The following is a 14415-nucleotide window of genomic DNA, read 5'->3' as shown; positions in this document are numbered from 1 at the left end:
GACTAACTTGCTGACATGGGGACCTGCTCGCGCCGGGCCGGCATGCCGGGATGAGGGCGCCATGAGCGGGCGACGGAACAGGTACCGGGAGATCGTCGAGACGATGACCCGGTACGGGTGGGGCTTCCTGCTCGGCGCGGTCGGCCCGGGGCTGCGGTCCTCGCTCGGGGCAGGGGCGCACCCGCGTCGCAGCACCTGACGCAGCCCGAGCGGGTGCGCGCCATGGCGGAGGAGCTGGGACCCACGTTCGTCAAGCTCGGGCAGATCCTCTCGACCCGCGCGGACCTGCTGCCGCCCGCGTACGTGGCGGAGCTCGCCAAGCTGCAGGACGCCGCGACGCCCGTGCCGGTCGAGGCGGTGCGCGAGGTGATCCGCGACGAGCTCGGCGAGGACGCTGACCAGGCCTTCGCGGCGTTCGACGACGTCCCCCTCGCGAGCGCGTCCATCGGACAGGCGCACGCCGCGCTGATCGACGACGTCGAGGTCGTCGCGAAGATCCGTCGTCCGGGCGCCGTCGAGAGCGTCACGCAGGACCTCGAGATCCTGCGGGAGCTCGCCGAGATCGCCAGCCGGACCTGGGCGCCGGCGCGCGAGCACGACGTGGTCGAGGAGTTCAGCGAGACGATGCGGGCCGAGCTCGACTACCTCCAGGAGGCGCGCCACGCGGAGCGCTTCGCCGAGCAGCTCGCGGGCGACCCGAGGATCCACATCCCCGTGGTCGCCTGGGAGCGCACGACGTCCCGGGTGCTGACCCTCGAGCGCGTGCGCGGCATCAAGGTCAACGACATCGCCGCGCTCGACGCGGCGGGGATCGACCGCAAGGACCTCGCGGTGCGCTCGGCCGACCTCCTGTGCACGATGATCTTCGAGGCCGGCTACTTCCATGCCGACCCCCACCCGGGGAACCTGTTCGTCGAGGCCGACGGCAGGATCGGGCTCATCGACTTCGGCATGGTCGGTGTCCTCGACGACGCGCTGCGCACCCAGCTGGTCCGCGTGCTGGTCGCCGTGACCCGCAAGGACGCCGACCGGCTGACCCGGGCGGTCCTTGACATGTGCGGGCAGGCGCGCCCCCGTGACCGCGACGCGCTGCGGTCCTCGCTCGACCGGCTTGTCCGGCACCACGCAGCCCGTCCGCTCGCCGAGATCCCGACCGCAGAGCTCGTCGCCGAGGTCATCGCGGTGCTGCGTGCCCACCACCTCCAGCTGCCGCGGGAGATGGCCCTGCTGCTCAAGGTGCTCGTCATGGTCGACGGGCTCGGCCGCCAGCTCGACCCCGAGTTCGACCTGTGGGGCATCCTGACGCCCTTCATCCGCCGCCTCGTGGTCGAGAGCTTCGCGCCGGACGCCCTCGCCCGCTCGCTCAGGGCGATCCTGACCGACGCCCTCCAGCTCGGTGCCGACGCCCCGACCACCTGCGCCGGGCGCTCGCGGTCCTCGAGCAGGGCGGCTTCGACGTGCACCTGCGGACCGACGAGCTCAGGCCCCTGGTCACGCAGCTCGAGCGGATCGGCAACCGGCTCGTCGCGGGCACGATCGCCGCCGCGCTGATCGGGGGGGTCGGCCACGTCGTCAGCGGCCGACTCGCGGCAGTACCGCTCGTGGGAGGAGCCGTTGGTGCGCACCGGGTTCGCGGCGCTCGGCGCGCTCGGCGCCTACCTCGTCGGCTCGAGCCTGCGGAGCAGGGGTGGCCGGACGCTGCGCTGAGGGCCGGTCAGCCCACGATGGGAGGTGCTGACCCGCGCGGCGACCCGTGGTCCGCGGTCGCCTCGAGCATGTCGAGCGCCTCGATCGCCAGGTCGCGACCGAGCTGGATCATCTCGGTGGCCAGGTGGAAGTCCATCGTCCGGCACGCGTCGCTCGGCACGGTGACCAGCACGTCGGGCGGGTAGCCGGAGAGCCGGTACCGCGTCAGGACGCTCTGCATCGCCTCGAGCGACAGGTTCATGACGTCGACCGTCCGCAGCCCGGGCGGGAACGGCGGCACGAGATCCACGGGTTCGATCGGCGGCATGACGACCGGCGGCGAGCCGTGTCCCGGGACCCGATGGCCGGCCTGGAACCGCGGCAGCTCGAACTCGCGGACCTGACCGACGGTGCGGCGGACCCGGCCCAGCAGCTCCTCGGCAGGGCGGAACGCCGCGTACTCGTGCCCCGGGCTACCGGTCCGTTCCCCGCCGAGCGACACCGCCACGGTCAGGTCGGCGTGCGCCGCCGTGAGGGCCGCGACGGGGACGGGGTTGATCATCCCGCCGTCGGCGAGCAGGCGGCCGCCGATCATCACCGGGGTGAAGAAGCCCGGCAGCGCGATCGACGCCCGGATGGCCGCGTCCATGCGGCCATGCTGGAACCAGACCTCCCGGCGGGCGAGCAGGTCGGTCGCCACGGCGGTGAAGGGGATCGCCAGGTTCTCGATCAGCGCCGTGCCGAGCAGCTCGCTGACCCGGGCCAGGATCTTGTCCCCACGGATGGCACCCGGGCCCTTGATCGAGAGGTCAAGCAGGCGCAGGACGTCGCGATGGGTGACGGTGCGAGCCCATTCGGCGTACGGGCCGAGGGTGCCCGCGGCGTGGAGGCCTCCCACGAGGGCCCCCATCGAGGAGCCCGCGACGCTGACGATGTCGTAGCCGCGCTCCTCCAGGACCGCGATGACGCCGATGTGGGCGTACCCGCGCGCACCGCCGCTGCCGAGGGCGAGGGCGACGCGTTGTCCGGGTGCCACGACATCGACACTACGACCCCACGACAACCCGGGCAGGTGTTCCGGTCGCTCCCGGTCGGAGCCCCGAATCACTCACGATCGGCCCCGCGTGGCCGACGGGAAGGACGGTTAACTCATGCAGGTCTCCAGGGAGTACTCATGGCCGGCTCGACACAGCGCGGCTCGCAGCCGACGACGACCTCTCAGCGCAGCGGCGGGTTCGTCGGCTGGCTCTCGGACGCCTCCTTCCTGACGAAGCTCATGCTGACGGTCGGCTGGTCCATCGTGCCGCTGGTCGTCGTGGCCGTGCGGGCGGGCCTCGACGCGATCACGACCTCCGTCGCGGTGTTCGGCGTCGTCATGCCGATCGGCGTGGGCATCTGGATGGCCGGACGGGTCAGCCGCTCGCTCGGGCGCGTCCAGTACGTCGCCGAGGGGCTGGCGTCGGGCGACCTGACCCGGAGCACCGGCCTGGACCGCGACGACGAGATCGGTCAGGCAGCCTCGTCGATCGACCGCGCCACGGAGGCGCTGCGCGACACGATGGCCCAGCTCATGCAGACCGCGCACGGGATGGCGTCGACCGCGCAGGACATGTCGGCGTCGTCGGCGCAGGTGTCGGCGGGGTCGGCGGAGACGAGTGTGCAGGCGGGGGTGGTGGCGGCTGCTGCGGAGCAGGTGAGCCGGAATGTGCAGACGGTGGCGGCGGGGGCGGAGCAGATGGGTGCCTCGATCCGGGAGATCGCGCAGAACGCGAATGAGGCGGCGAAGGTCGCGAATCAGGCGACGGGGGTGGCGGCGGCGACGAATGTGACGGTGATGAAGCTGGGGACGTCGTCGCAGGAGATCGGGAACGTGGTGAAGGTGATCACGGGGATCGCGGCGCAGACGAACTTGTTGGCGTTGAACGCGACGATCGAGGCGGCGCGGGCGGGGGAGGCCGGGAAGGGGTTCGCGGTGGTGGCGGGGGAGGTCAAGGAGCTGGCGTCGGAGACGGCGCGGGCGACGGAGGACATTGCGCGGCGGGTGGAGGCGATCCAGGTGGACACGGCGGGGGCGGTGGCGGCGATCGGGCAGATCTCGGCGATCATCGCGTCGATCAACGACTACCAGCTGACGATTGCTTCGGCGGTGGAGGAGCAGACGGCCACGACGAACGAGATGTCTCGGGGGGTGCAGGAGGCGGCGATGGGGTCCAGTGAGATCGCGTCGAACATCACCGGGGTCGCCACGTCCGCGGACGCCTCCGCACACGTGCTGGGGCAGATGGGGGACTCGGTGACCGAGCTCGCCCGCCTCTCCGCCGACCTCCGCACCCGCGTCGCAGCGTTCACCATCTGATCCCGGCGGCCGCTGCTCTCGGCGGTCGCTGGTCCTGTCAGGCCGGTGGCGGCATCGCCTGCGCGAGGTAGCCGACGGCGCCGTCGACCGTCACGATGCGGTTGTAGTCGCGCTCCGGCACCTCGACCCCGGTCGCCTGGAACAGCCCGATGGCCAGGTTCAGGATGTCCATCGAGTCCAGGTCGAGCTGGTCGCGCAGGTCCTCGCCCGGGTCGACGCTCGTCAGGTCCACCTCCGGCGCGACCTCGCCGAGGACACGCAGGACCGTCGCGTGCAGTGCGTTCTCGTCCATCACAGCTCCTCCGGTGCCTGCAGCAGGCGGTCGAGCGCGGTGAGGAAGACGGCACCGCCACGGTGCGGTCGGCCTGCTGCTGCGCGTCCTCGACCAGCTGCCGGCACGTCTCGACGTCCGCGGCCAGAGCGGCGAAGACGGGCGCCAGCTCGGCCTTGTGCCCTCGTCGACGGCCGGGACGCCGACCGGGCCCGCGGGACCGGGAGCTCCGACCGGCCGGAACCGGTCGAGGATGCTCAGACGCGCCATGGCATCTCCCCGAGTCACGAGTCCCTTCGGACTCTACGCGCGACGCTGCGCGACGCCAGCGGTCCGCCCGGTCGACCGAGCGGACCGCCGGCGCCGCGACCGGGGCGTCAGGCCGGCTGCACCGTGTAGACGACGGTCTGCACGCGGATCATGCCGTCGGCGAAGATGAACGTGTCGACGCCGTTCTCGACCTTGCGGCCACCGCCGGTCGCCTTCCAGCCGAGGTACAGCACGTCGTCGGCGAACACGGTCTCCAGCTCCCACTGCGCCTGCGGGACGTCGCTGAGCAGCTGGATGAAGACCTGCCGTGCGCCGTCCTTGCCGCGGTACACCTTGCCCTGCACGATGAGGATCGCGTCGTCGGCGTAGTCGGAGATGATCCCCTCGAGGTCCTCGCCGCCCAGCGTCTGGCCGTGGTGCGCAAAGACCTCTTCGGGTGTCCTCGTGGTCGTCATGACGTTCCCTTCACTCGATCGGGACTGACGGAGCGGCCGGGCTGCCGGCTGGCTCAAGTTTCCTCCGATTGCCCCCCTTGTCCATGCCAAGTCGGGTCAAATCTCGGTACGGTCTGACGAGTGGACGACGACGGCGTCGTCCCGCTGTCGGGAGGCGTCATGAAGGCGGTTCGGCTGCACCAGTACGAGGTCCGGCCCCTGGTCGAGGACGTCCCTGAGCCCGTCATCACCCATCCCTTCGACGTCGTGGTCCGGGTCGGCGGCGCGGGCCTGTGCCGCACCGACCTGCACATCGTCGAGGGTCAGTGGGCGGCCAAGAGCAACGTGGCGCTCCCGTACACGCTCGGCCACGAGAACGCCGGCTGGGTGCACGCGGTGGGCTCCGCCGTCGAGCACGTGCAGGTCGGCGACGCGGTGATCCTGCACCCGCTGGCCACGTGCGGCTTCTGCCGGGCCTGCCGGGCCGGGGACGACGTGCACTGCGAGGCGCAGGCGTTCCCGGGCATCGACACCGACGGCGGCATGGCCGAGCTGATCAAGACCTCGGCGCGCTCCGTGGTCAAGCTCGGCAAGGGCGTCGAGCCGGCTGCGGTCGCGGCGCTCGCCGACGCGGGCCTGACGGCGTACCACGCGGTCAAGAAGGCGGTCCCGCTGCTCCATCCCGGCACGACGTGCGTCGTGATGGGTGCCGGCGGGCTCGGCCACCTCGGCATCCAGGCGCTGCGGGCCATGAGTGCCACCCGGATCGTCGTGCTCGACCGCAACGAGGAGGCGCTCGCCCTGACGCGCGCCTGGGGGGCGGACGTGACGGTCGTCGCGGACGGCTCGCACGTCGCCACGGTCCTCGAGCTGACCGACGGCAAGGGCGCCGAGGTCGTGCTGGACTTCGTCGGGGAGCGCGGCGCCGAGCACGACAGCTGGGCGATGACGCGGCGGGCCGGCAGCGACTTCGTCATCGGGTACGGGGGGACCGTCGACATCCCGACCATCGACGTCATCTCGACCGAGCGCAACGTCGTCGGGAACCTCGTGGGCAGCTACAACGACCTGGTCGAGCTCATGGTGCTCGCCGCCGACGGCAAGGTCGAGATGCTCACGCAGACCTACCCGCTCGACGCGGTCAACGACGCGATGGACGACCTCGATGCGGGCCGCCTGCGTGGCCGCGGGATCCTGGTCCCCTAGGGCGTGTTGATCAAGAGGTTTCGGGGGTAGTTCGGGGACCCTTGATCGGTGGCGCGTCGCGAGATCTCTGACGAGGTGTGGGTTGTCCTGGAGCCGCTGATGCCGGCGGTGTCGGGGCGGTCGCGTCCGTGGACGGATCACCGTCTGGCGGTCGAGGGCATGGTGTGGAAGTACCGCACCGGTGCGCCGTGGCGGGACGTGCCGGAGCGGTTCGGGAAGTGGAACTCGATCTACAAGCGGTTTACGCGCTGGGCCGCCGACGGCACCTGGGTCGGGCTTGTGGCCGAGGTGCAGCGTCAGTCCGACGCGGCAGGAAGGCTGGAGTGGGTGGTCTCGATCGACTCGACGATCACGCGTGTCCACCAGCACGGCGCGACCCTGGCGCGGGACACAGGGGGCGTCGGCGAATCACAAGAATCCGTGGGCCGAACCGCCTGACCACGCGATCGGTCGCTCCCGCGGCGGCCTGACCTGCAAGGTTCACCTTGTCGCCGACGGCAAGGGCCGCCCGCTGAGCTGGGTGCTCACCGGTGGGAACGTCAACGACACCACGATGATGGCCGCCGTGCTGGACCAGGTCCGCGTCCCACGGGCCGGGGCCGGGCGCCCACGCACCCGCCCGGACCGGGTCCTGGCCGACAAGGGCTACCCCTCCAAGGCGAACCGTGCCTGGCTGCGTTCCCGCGGGATCGCCGCGACGATCCCCGAACGAAACGACCAGATCGCCCACCGCCGCAAAAAGCCCGGACGGCCGATCGACTTCGGCCCAGACCAGCGCCTGCGCTACCGGGGCCGCAACGTCGTCGAACGGTGTTTCAACAAGCTCAAGCAATGGCGCGGGATCGCGATGCGCACCGACAAGAGCGCCCGCAGCTACCGTGCCGCGATCCACCTCGCCGCCACCCTGACCCGAGAATGTCCGGAAGCGGGCGCGCGACCGCTCCGGGCGGAGCCCGGATGGTCGTTGATGGGGAGGGGCTGTCAGGCGACGGGGTCGAGGACGACGGTGTGGCCGAGGGCCTCGAGCTGGTTGACCAGGCGGCGGGTGCGGGCTTGTTCGGCCGCGTGGTCGGTGAGCCAGCCCGGTCCGAGGTCGACGTAGGTCTGGTCACGGACCAGCATCCAGTAAGCCGAGACGAGGATGGAGTGCGCGACCGCGACCGCGGCACGGTTGTGCCCGCGCCGAGAGGTCAGGTGCGCGAACTGGCTGGCGAGATAGGTGTCCTTCGTGTGGGAGGCAGACTGCGCGGCCTCGACGAGCATCGAGGTCAAGAACCTGTTCCCGTGCCGGGTGCCGACCGGTTGGCGACGCCCGGCGGACTCGTGCATCGCGGGTGCGACCCCCGCCCAGGAAGCCAGGTGTCCGGGGCTGGGGAACCGAGACATGTCCCCACCGGTCTCGGCGATGACCGTCCAGGCGACCAACCGCCCGACCCCCGGGATGGTGGTCAGCAGGTCGATCTCGTGCGCCCAGGGAGCCATCGCGACCTCCAGGTGCAAATCCAGGTCGGCGAGGGCTTGCTCGGTCGCGGCGATCCGGGCCAGCAGCTGACCGACGATCAGTGCGTGGTGGTCATCGAAGTGCCCGGTCAGGGCCTCGACCAGGTCGGGGATCTTGCGGCGCAGCTTGGTGCGCGCCAGGTCGGCCATCACCACCGGATCGCGCTGCCCGTCGACCAACGCGGACAGCATCGCCCGTGAGGACGTCCCGGTGATGTTCGACGCGACCGCGGAGATCTTGATCGAGGCGTCCTCCAACAACTTCTCCAGCCGGCCGGCATCACGGGTCCGGTCGCTTTGCAGCTGCAACCGGTAGCGGGTCAGGTTCCGCAGCCGGCGCACCGGGGCCTCGGGGACGAACGACGGGGCGACCAGGCCATGCTCGAGGAGCTGGGCGATCCACTCCGCGTCCCGCACGTCGGACTTGCGTCCCGGCACGGCCTTGATGTGCGCCGCGTTCAGCAGCCAGGTCGTCATCCGCTCTTCGAGGCAGTACAGCACCGGCTTCCAGTACGTCGAGGTCGACTCCATCGCCGCCAGCTCGACCCCGCACTCGACCAGCCAGTCGGCCATCAACCCCAGCGACCGGGTCATCGTGCGGAACGTGCGCGTCTCGGAGACCCGCCTGCCCCCGGGCCCGGGCATGCGCACACAGACCACGACGATCTTCTTGCCGATGTCCAGACCAGCGACCCGCTCAACCAGCACTTCCATCACGACCACCTCCGAGAGCTCGGCGACAGGCGCCGCCCGGAGGGGCCCTTGCGGTCGGAGACAGACCCGCGTGCTCAACGGCAACAATGCGACACACCCCGAGCCCCCGCGTCGTACTCATCTGCGGGCTCAACCGCACCAGAGTCATGCGACGTCGCCGGGCGACCCCACCATTCTCATCTCACCGACCGAACGACCAAGCCCGTGCCCCTTACTCATCTGGATCAAGACCGACTTGATCAACACGCCCTAGGGGCGACGACGGGTCACGGGCTCGGGCCTCCCCTAGCATCGGTGCCATGAGCGCTGACGGACTGGCCCGAGCCCGGCACAAGATGAAGGACGCGGGGGTGCCGCCCACGGCGGTCGACGCGTTCACCCGGTTCTACGGGCTGCTCGAGTCCGGCGAGACGGGCCTCATCGCGGAGCGCGACATCACGCCCCTGACCCGCGTGCCCCACCTCGCGGACCTCGACGTCGACGAGAAGGCCGGTCGCCGGGCGCTGGCGGTCACGGCCGTCATCAAGCTCAACGGCGGGCTCGGCACGTCGATGGGCATGGACCGCGCCAAGTCGCTGCTACGGGTCCGCGGCGAACGGACGTTCCTCGACCTCATCGCCGAGCAGGTGCTCGTCGCGCGCGCGACCACCGGCGCGCGGCTGCCGCTCGTCCTGATGAACAGCTTCCGCACCCGGGACGACACGCTGGCCGCCCTGGCCGCGTACCCGGACCTGCGCGTCGACGGGCTGCCGCTCGACTTCACGCAGAACCAGGAGCCCAAGCTCCGCGCCGACGACCTGACCCCGGTCGAGTGGCCGGCCGACCCGGACCTCGAGTGGTGCCCGCCCGGCCACGGCGACCTGTACACCGCGCTGCACGCGTCGGGCACGCTGACCGCGCTGGTCGAGGCGGGCTTCCGGTACGCGACCGTCTCGAACTCCGACAACCTCGGGGCGGCGCCCGACGCGCGGATCGCCGGCTGGTTCGCCGGCACGGGTGCGCCCTTCGCGGCCGAGGTCGCCCGGCGCACCCCGGCGGACCGCAAGGGTGGCCACCTCGTCGTGCGCGCGGCGGACGGTCGCATCGTGCTGCGCGAGACCGCCCAGACGCGGCCCGAGGACGCCGACGCCGCCGCGGACATCGAGACCCACCCCTTCTTCAACACCAACAACCTGTGGCTCGACCTGCGCGCGCTCGCGGCCGAGCTCGAGCGCAGCGGCGGCGTGCTCGACCTGCCGCTGATCCGCAACGACAAGACCGTCGACCCCACCGACCCGGCCTCGACCCCGGTCGTCCAGATCGAGTCCGCGATGGGTGCGGCCATCGAGGTGTTCGACGGCGCGGTCGTGCTCGAGGTCGACCGGTCGCGGTTCCTCCCGGTCAAGACGACGAACGACCTGCTGGTGCTGCGCTCCGACGTGTACCGGCTGACCGAGGACCAGCGGCTCGTCGCGACCGTCGACGCGCCGTACGTCGACCTCGACCCGGCCCACTTCAAGACGATCGGGGCGTTCGACCAGCGGCTGCCCGCGGCGCCGTCGCTCGTCGGCGCGACGTCGCTGCGCGTGCGGGGCGACTGGACGTTCGGCCGCGACGTGGCCGTCGTGGGCGACGCGGTGCTCACCGACGGCGGGGCGCCGTCGACGGTCCCTGACGGCGCGCGGGTGGGCCCGACCGGCATCGCCTGACGACGCCGACGGACCCACCCGGACCTGCCCGGACCGGCTCAGTTCATGTACGACCCGCCGTTGACGTCCAGCGTCGTGCCCGTGATGTACGCGGCCTCGTCGGACGCGAGGAACGCGATCGCGTACGCGACGTCCTCGACCTCGCCGAGCCGGCCGAGCGGGATGCCCGCCGCCGAGTAGGCGGTGCCCTCGGTCATCTTGGTGCGGATGACGCTCGGTGCGACGGCGTTGACGGTGATCGCGAACGGTCCGCCGAGCTTGGCGAGCGACTTCGTGGCCGCCACGACGCCGCCCTTCGAGGCGGCGTACTCGACGCCCGAGGCGATGCCGCCGATGCGCGCGGCGACCGATGCGACGTTGACGATCCGGCCGTAGCCGCGCGGCTTCATGAGTGTGAACGCCTCGCGGGCGCACAGGAACGTGCCGCGCAGGTTGATGTCGCACGTCAGGTCCCACGCCGCGGCGTCGGACTGCTCGATGGTCGACGTGCGCATGATGCCGGCGCCGTTGACGAGCACGTCGAGGCGACCCATGCGCTCGATGGCGGTCGTGAAGAGCGCTGCGATGGACTCGGGGTCGGAGACGTCGACGCGGGTCGCGGTGACGGCGCACGAGGTCGCTGCGGTGATCTCGGCCGCGGTCTGGGCGGCGAGGTCGGCGTTGATGTCTCCGATGACGATGGCGGCGGCGCCACGCTCGGCCATGAGCTGGGCCGTGCGCTTGCTGATGCCGTCGGCGCCGCCGGTGATGACGATGGTCCGTCCGTCGAACTGGGACATGTCGGGTTACCTCTCAGGTGGGTGGGAAGGGGGAGCGTCAGTGCGTGACGGCGACGGCGTCGGCGTCGGGCAGCTCGACGGGCGCGGCGACGGGGGTGACGGCGAGCGACTCGCGGCGCGCGGCGCGCATGAGGACCACGGTGATGGCGACGCCGAGGAGGCCGATGACGACCGCGCCGATGTAGGCGTTGCGGTACCCGATGGTCTCGTCGAAGAACGACCCGGTCAGCCGCGGCCCGACGAACCCGCCGATCGCGTAGCCCAGGAACATGAGCCCGTAGTTGATCCCCAGGTGGGCGATGCCGAACGAGTGACCCGTGAGCGGCGGGAAGATCACGAGGATGCCGCCGAACGCGAAGCCGAGGGCGACGACGCAGACGACGAACAGCGCCACGCCGTGCGCGACGGTCAGGGTGAGCATCGCGGCGATCGTCACGCCCAGGCTGATCAGCAGCGACGGGTAGCCGCCGAGGCGGTCGAAGATCGCGCCGAAGCTCAGCCGGCCGCAGAAGTTCGCGACGGTCGAGATCGACACGACGAGCGCCCCGAAGGCCGCTGCGGTCATGCCGCCGACAGCGCCGATCTGGAACTGGGCGATGCCGGAGATGGAGGTGACCATCATCGTGCCGGCGGCCGCCGCGCAGGCGAACGCGGCGATCAGGCCCCCGAACCGCGGCGTCGCGACCATCTGGCGCCAGGTCAGCTGGTGGCCCGCGGACGTGACGGCCTGCGCCGGCGTCGGGGTCCAGCCAGCAGGGCGGTAGCCGGCCGGGGGAGCCGTCACGAGCCAGCCGCAGGCCGCGATGGCGACGAAGAACACGATGCCGAGGGTGCGCAGGGTGGTGCCGACGTCGGTCGCGTCGAGCAGCCGGACGGTCGCGGGGGCGAGCAGCGCCGGGCCGATCGCGGCGGCGGCCAGGAGCATCCCGGACGCCTTGCCGCGGATGTCCGGGAACCACTTCAGCGTGGTGGCGAGCGCCGGGTTGTAGACGATGCCGCAGCCGGAGCCGGCGATGACCCCGAAGGTCAGGTACATCATCGCGGGCGTCGTGGCGTAGCCGGTGAGGAACCAGCCGAGCCCGAACAGGGCGCCGCCGAGGTACATGAGCTTCTGGGCGCCGTACGTGTCGGCGAAGCGTCCGGAGAAGATCCCGCAGACCGCGAGGCACAGCGTGTACAGCGAGAACGCCAGCGCCGTCTGGGACGACGTCCAGCCGTTGGCCTTGCCGAGCGGGCCGACGAGGACGCTGAACACGGCGACGGCGGCGATGAAGAAGGTGATGACCCACGCGCCGGCGAAGACGATCCATCGGTTGCGGGGGGCGGGTGCGGACGTGGAGGACATGTGCCACGACTCCTGGGACACGGGGCGGCGACGGCTGCGCCGCAGTCGCCATGGATGGTGAGATTCACTATCTGAAATGCAATAGTGCCATCTGAAGTGTAGGAGGGCATGGTTCGGCCGGGATGGGACCTAGGTACCGTCAGCCGCCGCCCGGGAGCGGGCGGCTCGCGCGTCGTGCCTCGCGCTGCATGATCTCGAGGATGCGCTCGGCGTTCGCGCGGTACCGGTCCACCGGGGCGTGCACCGACAGGCAGGCCACCGCGATGCCGCCGGCCCAGATCGGCACCGAGACGCCGTGCGCGCCCGTGACGAACTCCTCGTCGTCGTGCGCGACGTGGGTCTCGCGGATCGTCGCGAGCTCGGCTTCGAAGACCTGCGGGTCGGTGATGCTGCGCGGGGTGATCGGGGTCAGGGTCATGCCGCGCATCGCGGCCTCGCGCACGTCGGGCCGGGCGAGGGCGAGCATCAGCTTGCCGGTCGCCCGGGCGTGCAGCCCGTCCGACGACCCGAGCGGCGAGGCGACCACCTGCAGGCTGTGGCTGCTCGGTGCGGACGCGACGAGCACGACCCGCCCGGCCCGCCACGTCCCGAGGTAGCTGGTCTCACCGGTCTCGCGCGCGACGGCGTTCATGGCGTCGCGGTAGGCGGCCGGCGGCCGCGATGAGGCAGCCACCCGGTAGGCGATGACGGCGGCGAGCGGGCCGAGCACGTAGCGGTGCGCGTCGTCCTTCTCGAGCAGCCCCTCGGCGGCGAGGGTCCGGAGCAGGTTGTGCGCGGTCGGGACCGTCAGGTCGAAGCGGGCCGCGAGCTCCTTGGCGCTGAGGCCGTCCGGTGCAGCGGCGATCTCCAGGAGCAGGCGGGCAGCACGCTCGACCGACTGGATCGTCGTCCCCGGCCGCTCGCTCGTCACGGCGCCATGCTAGGTCCCGACGCCGGGCGGGCCGCTCCGCCGGGCCGCGTCCGCCTCGACCGACCGACGGCCGGGGCGGACGCGGGGACCGTCAGGGAACGATGACCGCGCGTCCCCGCAGCGTGCCCTCGTGGAGCCGCTCGTACGCGCGAGGGGCGTCGTCGAGCGAGAAGACCTCGGTCTCGACGCGGATGGAGCCGGAGCGGGCGAGCTCGAGCACCTCGAACAGCTCGGACCGCGAGCCCCAGTACGGCGAGCGGACGGAGGCGTCGTACGGCGTGGCGAGCACGCCCGCGTTGGCCCTCCCACCGCCGACGCCCACCAGGACGTGGTCCCCGTCGACCCGGATGACCGACTGACCGAGGTCGATCGTCGGCTGCACGACGACGAAGTCGAAGACCGCGTCGGCGCCCTTGCCACCCGTCAGCGTCCTGATCGTGCTGGCCGCGGCGTCGTCGGACGCCGCGACGTGGTGCGCGCCGACGTCCCGCGCGAGCGCGAGCTTGTCGTCGTTGACGTCGAGCGCGATCACAGTCGCAGACGTCAGGGCCCGCAGGATCTGGATCGCCACGTGACCGAGTCCGCCGGCCCCGATGACGACGGCGGTCGACCCGGGCACGAGCTTGCTGAGCGAGCCCTTGATCGCGTGGTACGGCGTCAGGCCCGCATCGGTCAACGACACGTTGGCCACGGGGTCGAGGTCACCCAGGGGCACCAGGTGGCGGGCATCGTCCACGATCATGTACTCGGCCATCGAGCCTGGGGCGCCGAGCCCGGGAGGGGCGATGCCCTCGGCGGCGGCGTTCTCGCAGTAGTTCTCCTTGCCCTGCGCGCACGCGTAGCAGTGGCCGCAGCCCCAGGGTCCGTACACCGCGACCGACTCGCCGACCTGCAGGCCGTGCGCGCCGTCGCCGAGCTTGTCGACGATGCCGGCGCCCTCGTGGCCGAGGGTCAGCGGCAGGCCGTAGATGTACTGCTCCGCGGTCAGCCCCATGATGAATGCGTCCGAGTGGCACACGCCGGCGGCGGTGACCTTGAGCCTGATCTCACCCGGTCCGGGCTCGGGGTGTCGACGGTGACGACCTCGGGGGGCGATCCGATCGTGCGGTACTGCAGCGCCTTCATGGTCTTCCCTTCCTTGAGGGATGCGACTCCTGTGCCGGCGTCCCGGCTCTGCCCACTCTGCTCCGTCTCGGTCGCCGAACCCGTCTGGACCGGCGACTTCGCCCGAACGGCTCCCGCCCGCGGCAGGGTGC

12 protein-coding genes and 2 pseudogenes are annotated in these 14415 nt (G+C 71.6%); 6 read left to right on the top strand and 8 right to left on the bottom strand.

Going from position 1 to position 14415, the window contains the following annotated elements; translation table 11 throughout:
* Window positions 1–61 precede the first annotated feature (61 nt).
* Window positions 62–199 (top strand): hypothetical protein, encoded by a 138-nt coding sequence (locus DDP54_RS18330; RefSeq protein ID WP_197711301.1) that lies wholly within the window; start codon window positions 62–64, stop codon window positions 197–199.
* A gap of 23 nt (window positions 200–222) precedes the next feature.
* A complete protein-coding gene (locus tag DDP54_RS03435; protein WP_197711300.1) occupies window positions 223–1551 on the top strand; it encodes an AarF/ABC1/UbiB kinase family protein in 1329 nt (442 codons plus the stop codon).
* A gap of 163 nt (window positions 1552–1714) precedes the next feature.
* Here the strand turns inward: DDP54_RS03435 and DDP54_RS03430 are convergent, their stop codons facing one another.
* A complete protein-coding gene (locus DDP54_RS03430; protein WP_109130563.1) occupies window positions 1715–2722 on the bottom strand; it encodes a patatin-like phospholipase family protein in 1008 nt (335 codons plus the stop codon).
* 138 nt (window positions 2723–2860) lie between these two features.
* Between DDP54_RS03430 and DDP54_RS03425 the strand changes: the two genes are divergently transcribed.
* Entirely contained in the window at window positions 2861–4042 is a 1182-nt protein-coding gene (locus DDP54_RS03425) for a methyl-accepting chemotaxis protein (protein ID WP_109130562.1), read from the top strand.
* A 37-nt stretch (window positions 4043–4079) separates the two neighbouring features.
* Here DDP54_RS03425 and DDP54_RS03420 read toward each other — a convergent pair whose 3' ends face one another.
* Both DDP54_RS03420 and DDP54_RS03415 read right to left on the bottom strand, forming a co-directional pair.
* Window positions 4080–4334, bottom strand: coding sequence for a phosphopantetheine-binding protein (locus DDP54_RS03420; RefSeq protein WP_109130561.1), 255 nt, complete (start codon window positions 4332–4334; stop codon window positions 4080–4082).
* 356 nt (window positions 4335–4690) lie between these two features.
* Window positions 4691–5038 (bottom strand): nuclear transport factor 2 family protein, encoded by a 348-nt coding sequence (locus DDP54_RS03415; RefSeq protein ID WP_109130560.1) that lies wholly within the window; start codon window positions 5036–5038, stop codon window positions 4691–4693.
* A 120-nt stretch (window positions 5039–5158) separates the two neighbouring features.
* On the opposite strand from DDP54_RS03415, the gene DDP54_RS03410 reads away from it, so the two are divergent.
* Complete coding sequence (locus DDP54_RS03410; protein WP_242448196.1) at window positions 5159–6223, top strand: NAD(P)-dependent alcohol dehydrogenase; 1065 nt, start codon at window positions 5159–5161, stop codon at window positions 6221–6223.
* A gap of 48 nt (window positions 6224–6271) precedes the next feature.
* Window positions 6272–7121: pseudogene (locus tag DDP54_RS03405) on the top strand (IS5 family transposase); the annotation flags it as partial.
* An 83-nt stretch (window positions 7122–7204) separates the two neighbouring features.
* Here the strand turns inward: DDP54_RS03405 and DDP54_RS03400 are convergent.
* The gene (locus DDP54_RS03400; protein WP_109130559.1) at window positions 7205–8437 is read right to left on the bottom strand and encodes an IS110 family transposase; all 1233 of its coding nucleotides are present in this window, start codon (window positions 8435–8437) and stop codon (window positions 7205–7207) included.
* 299 nt (window positions 8438–8736) lie between these two features.
* On the opposite strand from DDP54_RS03400, the gene DDP54_RS03395 reads away from it, so the two are divergent.
* Complete coding sequence (locus DDP54_RS03395) at window positions 8737–10125, top strand: UTP--glucose-1-phosphate uridylyltransferase (protein WP_109130558.1); 1389 nt, start codon at window positions 8737–8739, stop codon at window positions 10123–10125.
* Window positions 10126–10163: 38 nt separating this feature from the next.
* Here the strand turns inward: DDP54_RS03395 and DDP54_RS03390 are convergent, their stop codons facing one another.
* From DDP54_RS03390 to DDP54_RS03375, 4 genes and pseudogenes are all read right to left on the bottom strand, one after another.
* On the bottom strand, window positions 10164–10904 hold the full coding sequence (locus tag DDP54_RS03390; RefSeq protein ID WP_109130557.1) for an SDR family NAD(P)-dependent oxidoreductase: 741 nt from the start codon (window positions 10902–10904) through the stop codon (window positions 10164–10166).
* Between the two features lie 37 nt (window positions 10905–10941).
* Window positions 10942–12249: an OFA family MFS transporter gene (locus DDP54_RS03385; protein WP_109130556.1), complete on the bottom strand. Its 1308-nt coding sequence runs from the start codon at window positions 12247–12249 to the stop codon at window positions 10942–10944.
* 139 nt (window positions 12250–12388) lie between these two features.
* Window positions 12389–13159, bottom strand: a complete 771-nt coding sequence (locus DDP54_RS03380) for an IclR family transcriptional regulator (protein WP_109130555.1) — start codon at window positions 13157–13159, stop codon at window positions 12389–12391.
* Window positions 13160–13250: 91 nt separating this feature from the next.
* Window positions 13251–14284: pseudogene (locus tag DDP54_RS03375) on the bottom strand (NAD(P)-dependent alcohol dehydrogenase).
* Window positions 14285–14415: the final 131 nt, after the last annotated feature.

Origin of the sequence: Cellulomonas sp. WB94, assembly GCF_003115775.1 — a bacterium.
GTDB lineage: Bacteria > Actinomycetota > Actinomycetes > Actinomycetales > Cellulomonadaceae > Cellulomonas_A.
Note: the sequence above shows the minus strand (reverse complement) of the source record. Positions and strands in the feature narration are given on the sequence as shown.

What these genes read in the sequence shown, in the direction of transcription:
- DDP54_RS18330 (WP_197711301.1), top strand. Translation starts at nt 62, where the DNA reads ATGAGCGGGCGACGGAACAGGTACCGGGAGATCGTCGAGACGATGACC.
- DDP54_RS03435 (WP_197711300.1), top strand. Translation starts at nt 223, where the DNA reads ATGGCGGAGGAGCTGGGACCCACGTTCGTCAAGCTCGGGCAGATCCTC.
- DDP54_RS03425 (WP_109130562.1), top strand. Translation starts at nt 2,861, where the DNA reads ATGGCCGGCTCGACACAGCGCGGCTCGCAGCCGACGACGACCTCTCAG.
- DDP54_RS03420 (WP_109130561.1), bottom strand. Translation starts at nt 4,334, where the DNA reads ATGGACGAGAACGCACTGCACGCGACGGTCCTGCGTGTCCTCGGCGAG.
- DDP54_RS03415 (WP_109130560.1), bottom strand. Translation starts at nt 5,038, where the DNA reads ATGACGACCACGAGGACACCCGAAGAGGTCTTTGCGCACCACGGCCAG.
- DDP54_RS03400 (WP_109130559.1), bottom strand. Translation starts at nt 8,437, where the DNA reads ATGGAAGTGCTGGTTGAGCGGGTCGCTGGTCTGGACATCGGCAAGAAG.
- DDP54_RS03395 (WP_109130558.1), top strand. Translation starts at nt 8,737, where the DNA reads ATGAGCGCTGACGGACTGGCCCGAGCCCGGCACAAGATGAAGGACGCG.
- DDP54_RS03390 (WP_109130557.1), bottom strand. Translation starts at nt 10,904, where the DNA reads ATGTCCCAGTTCGACGGACGGACCATCGTCATCACCGGCGGCGCCGAC.
- DDP54_RS03385 (WP_109130556.1), bottom strand. Translation starts at nt 12,249, where the DNA reads ATGTCCTCCACGTCCGCACCCGCCCCCCGCAACCGATGGATCGTCTTC.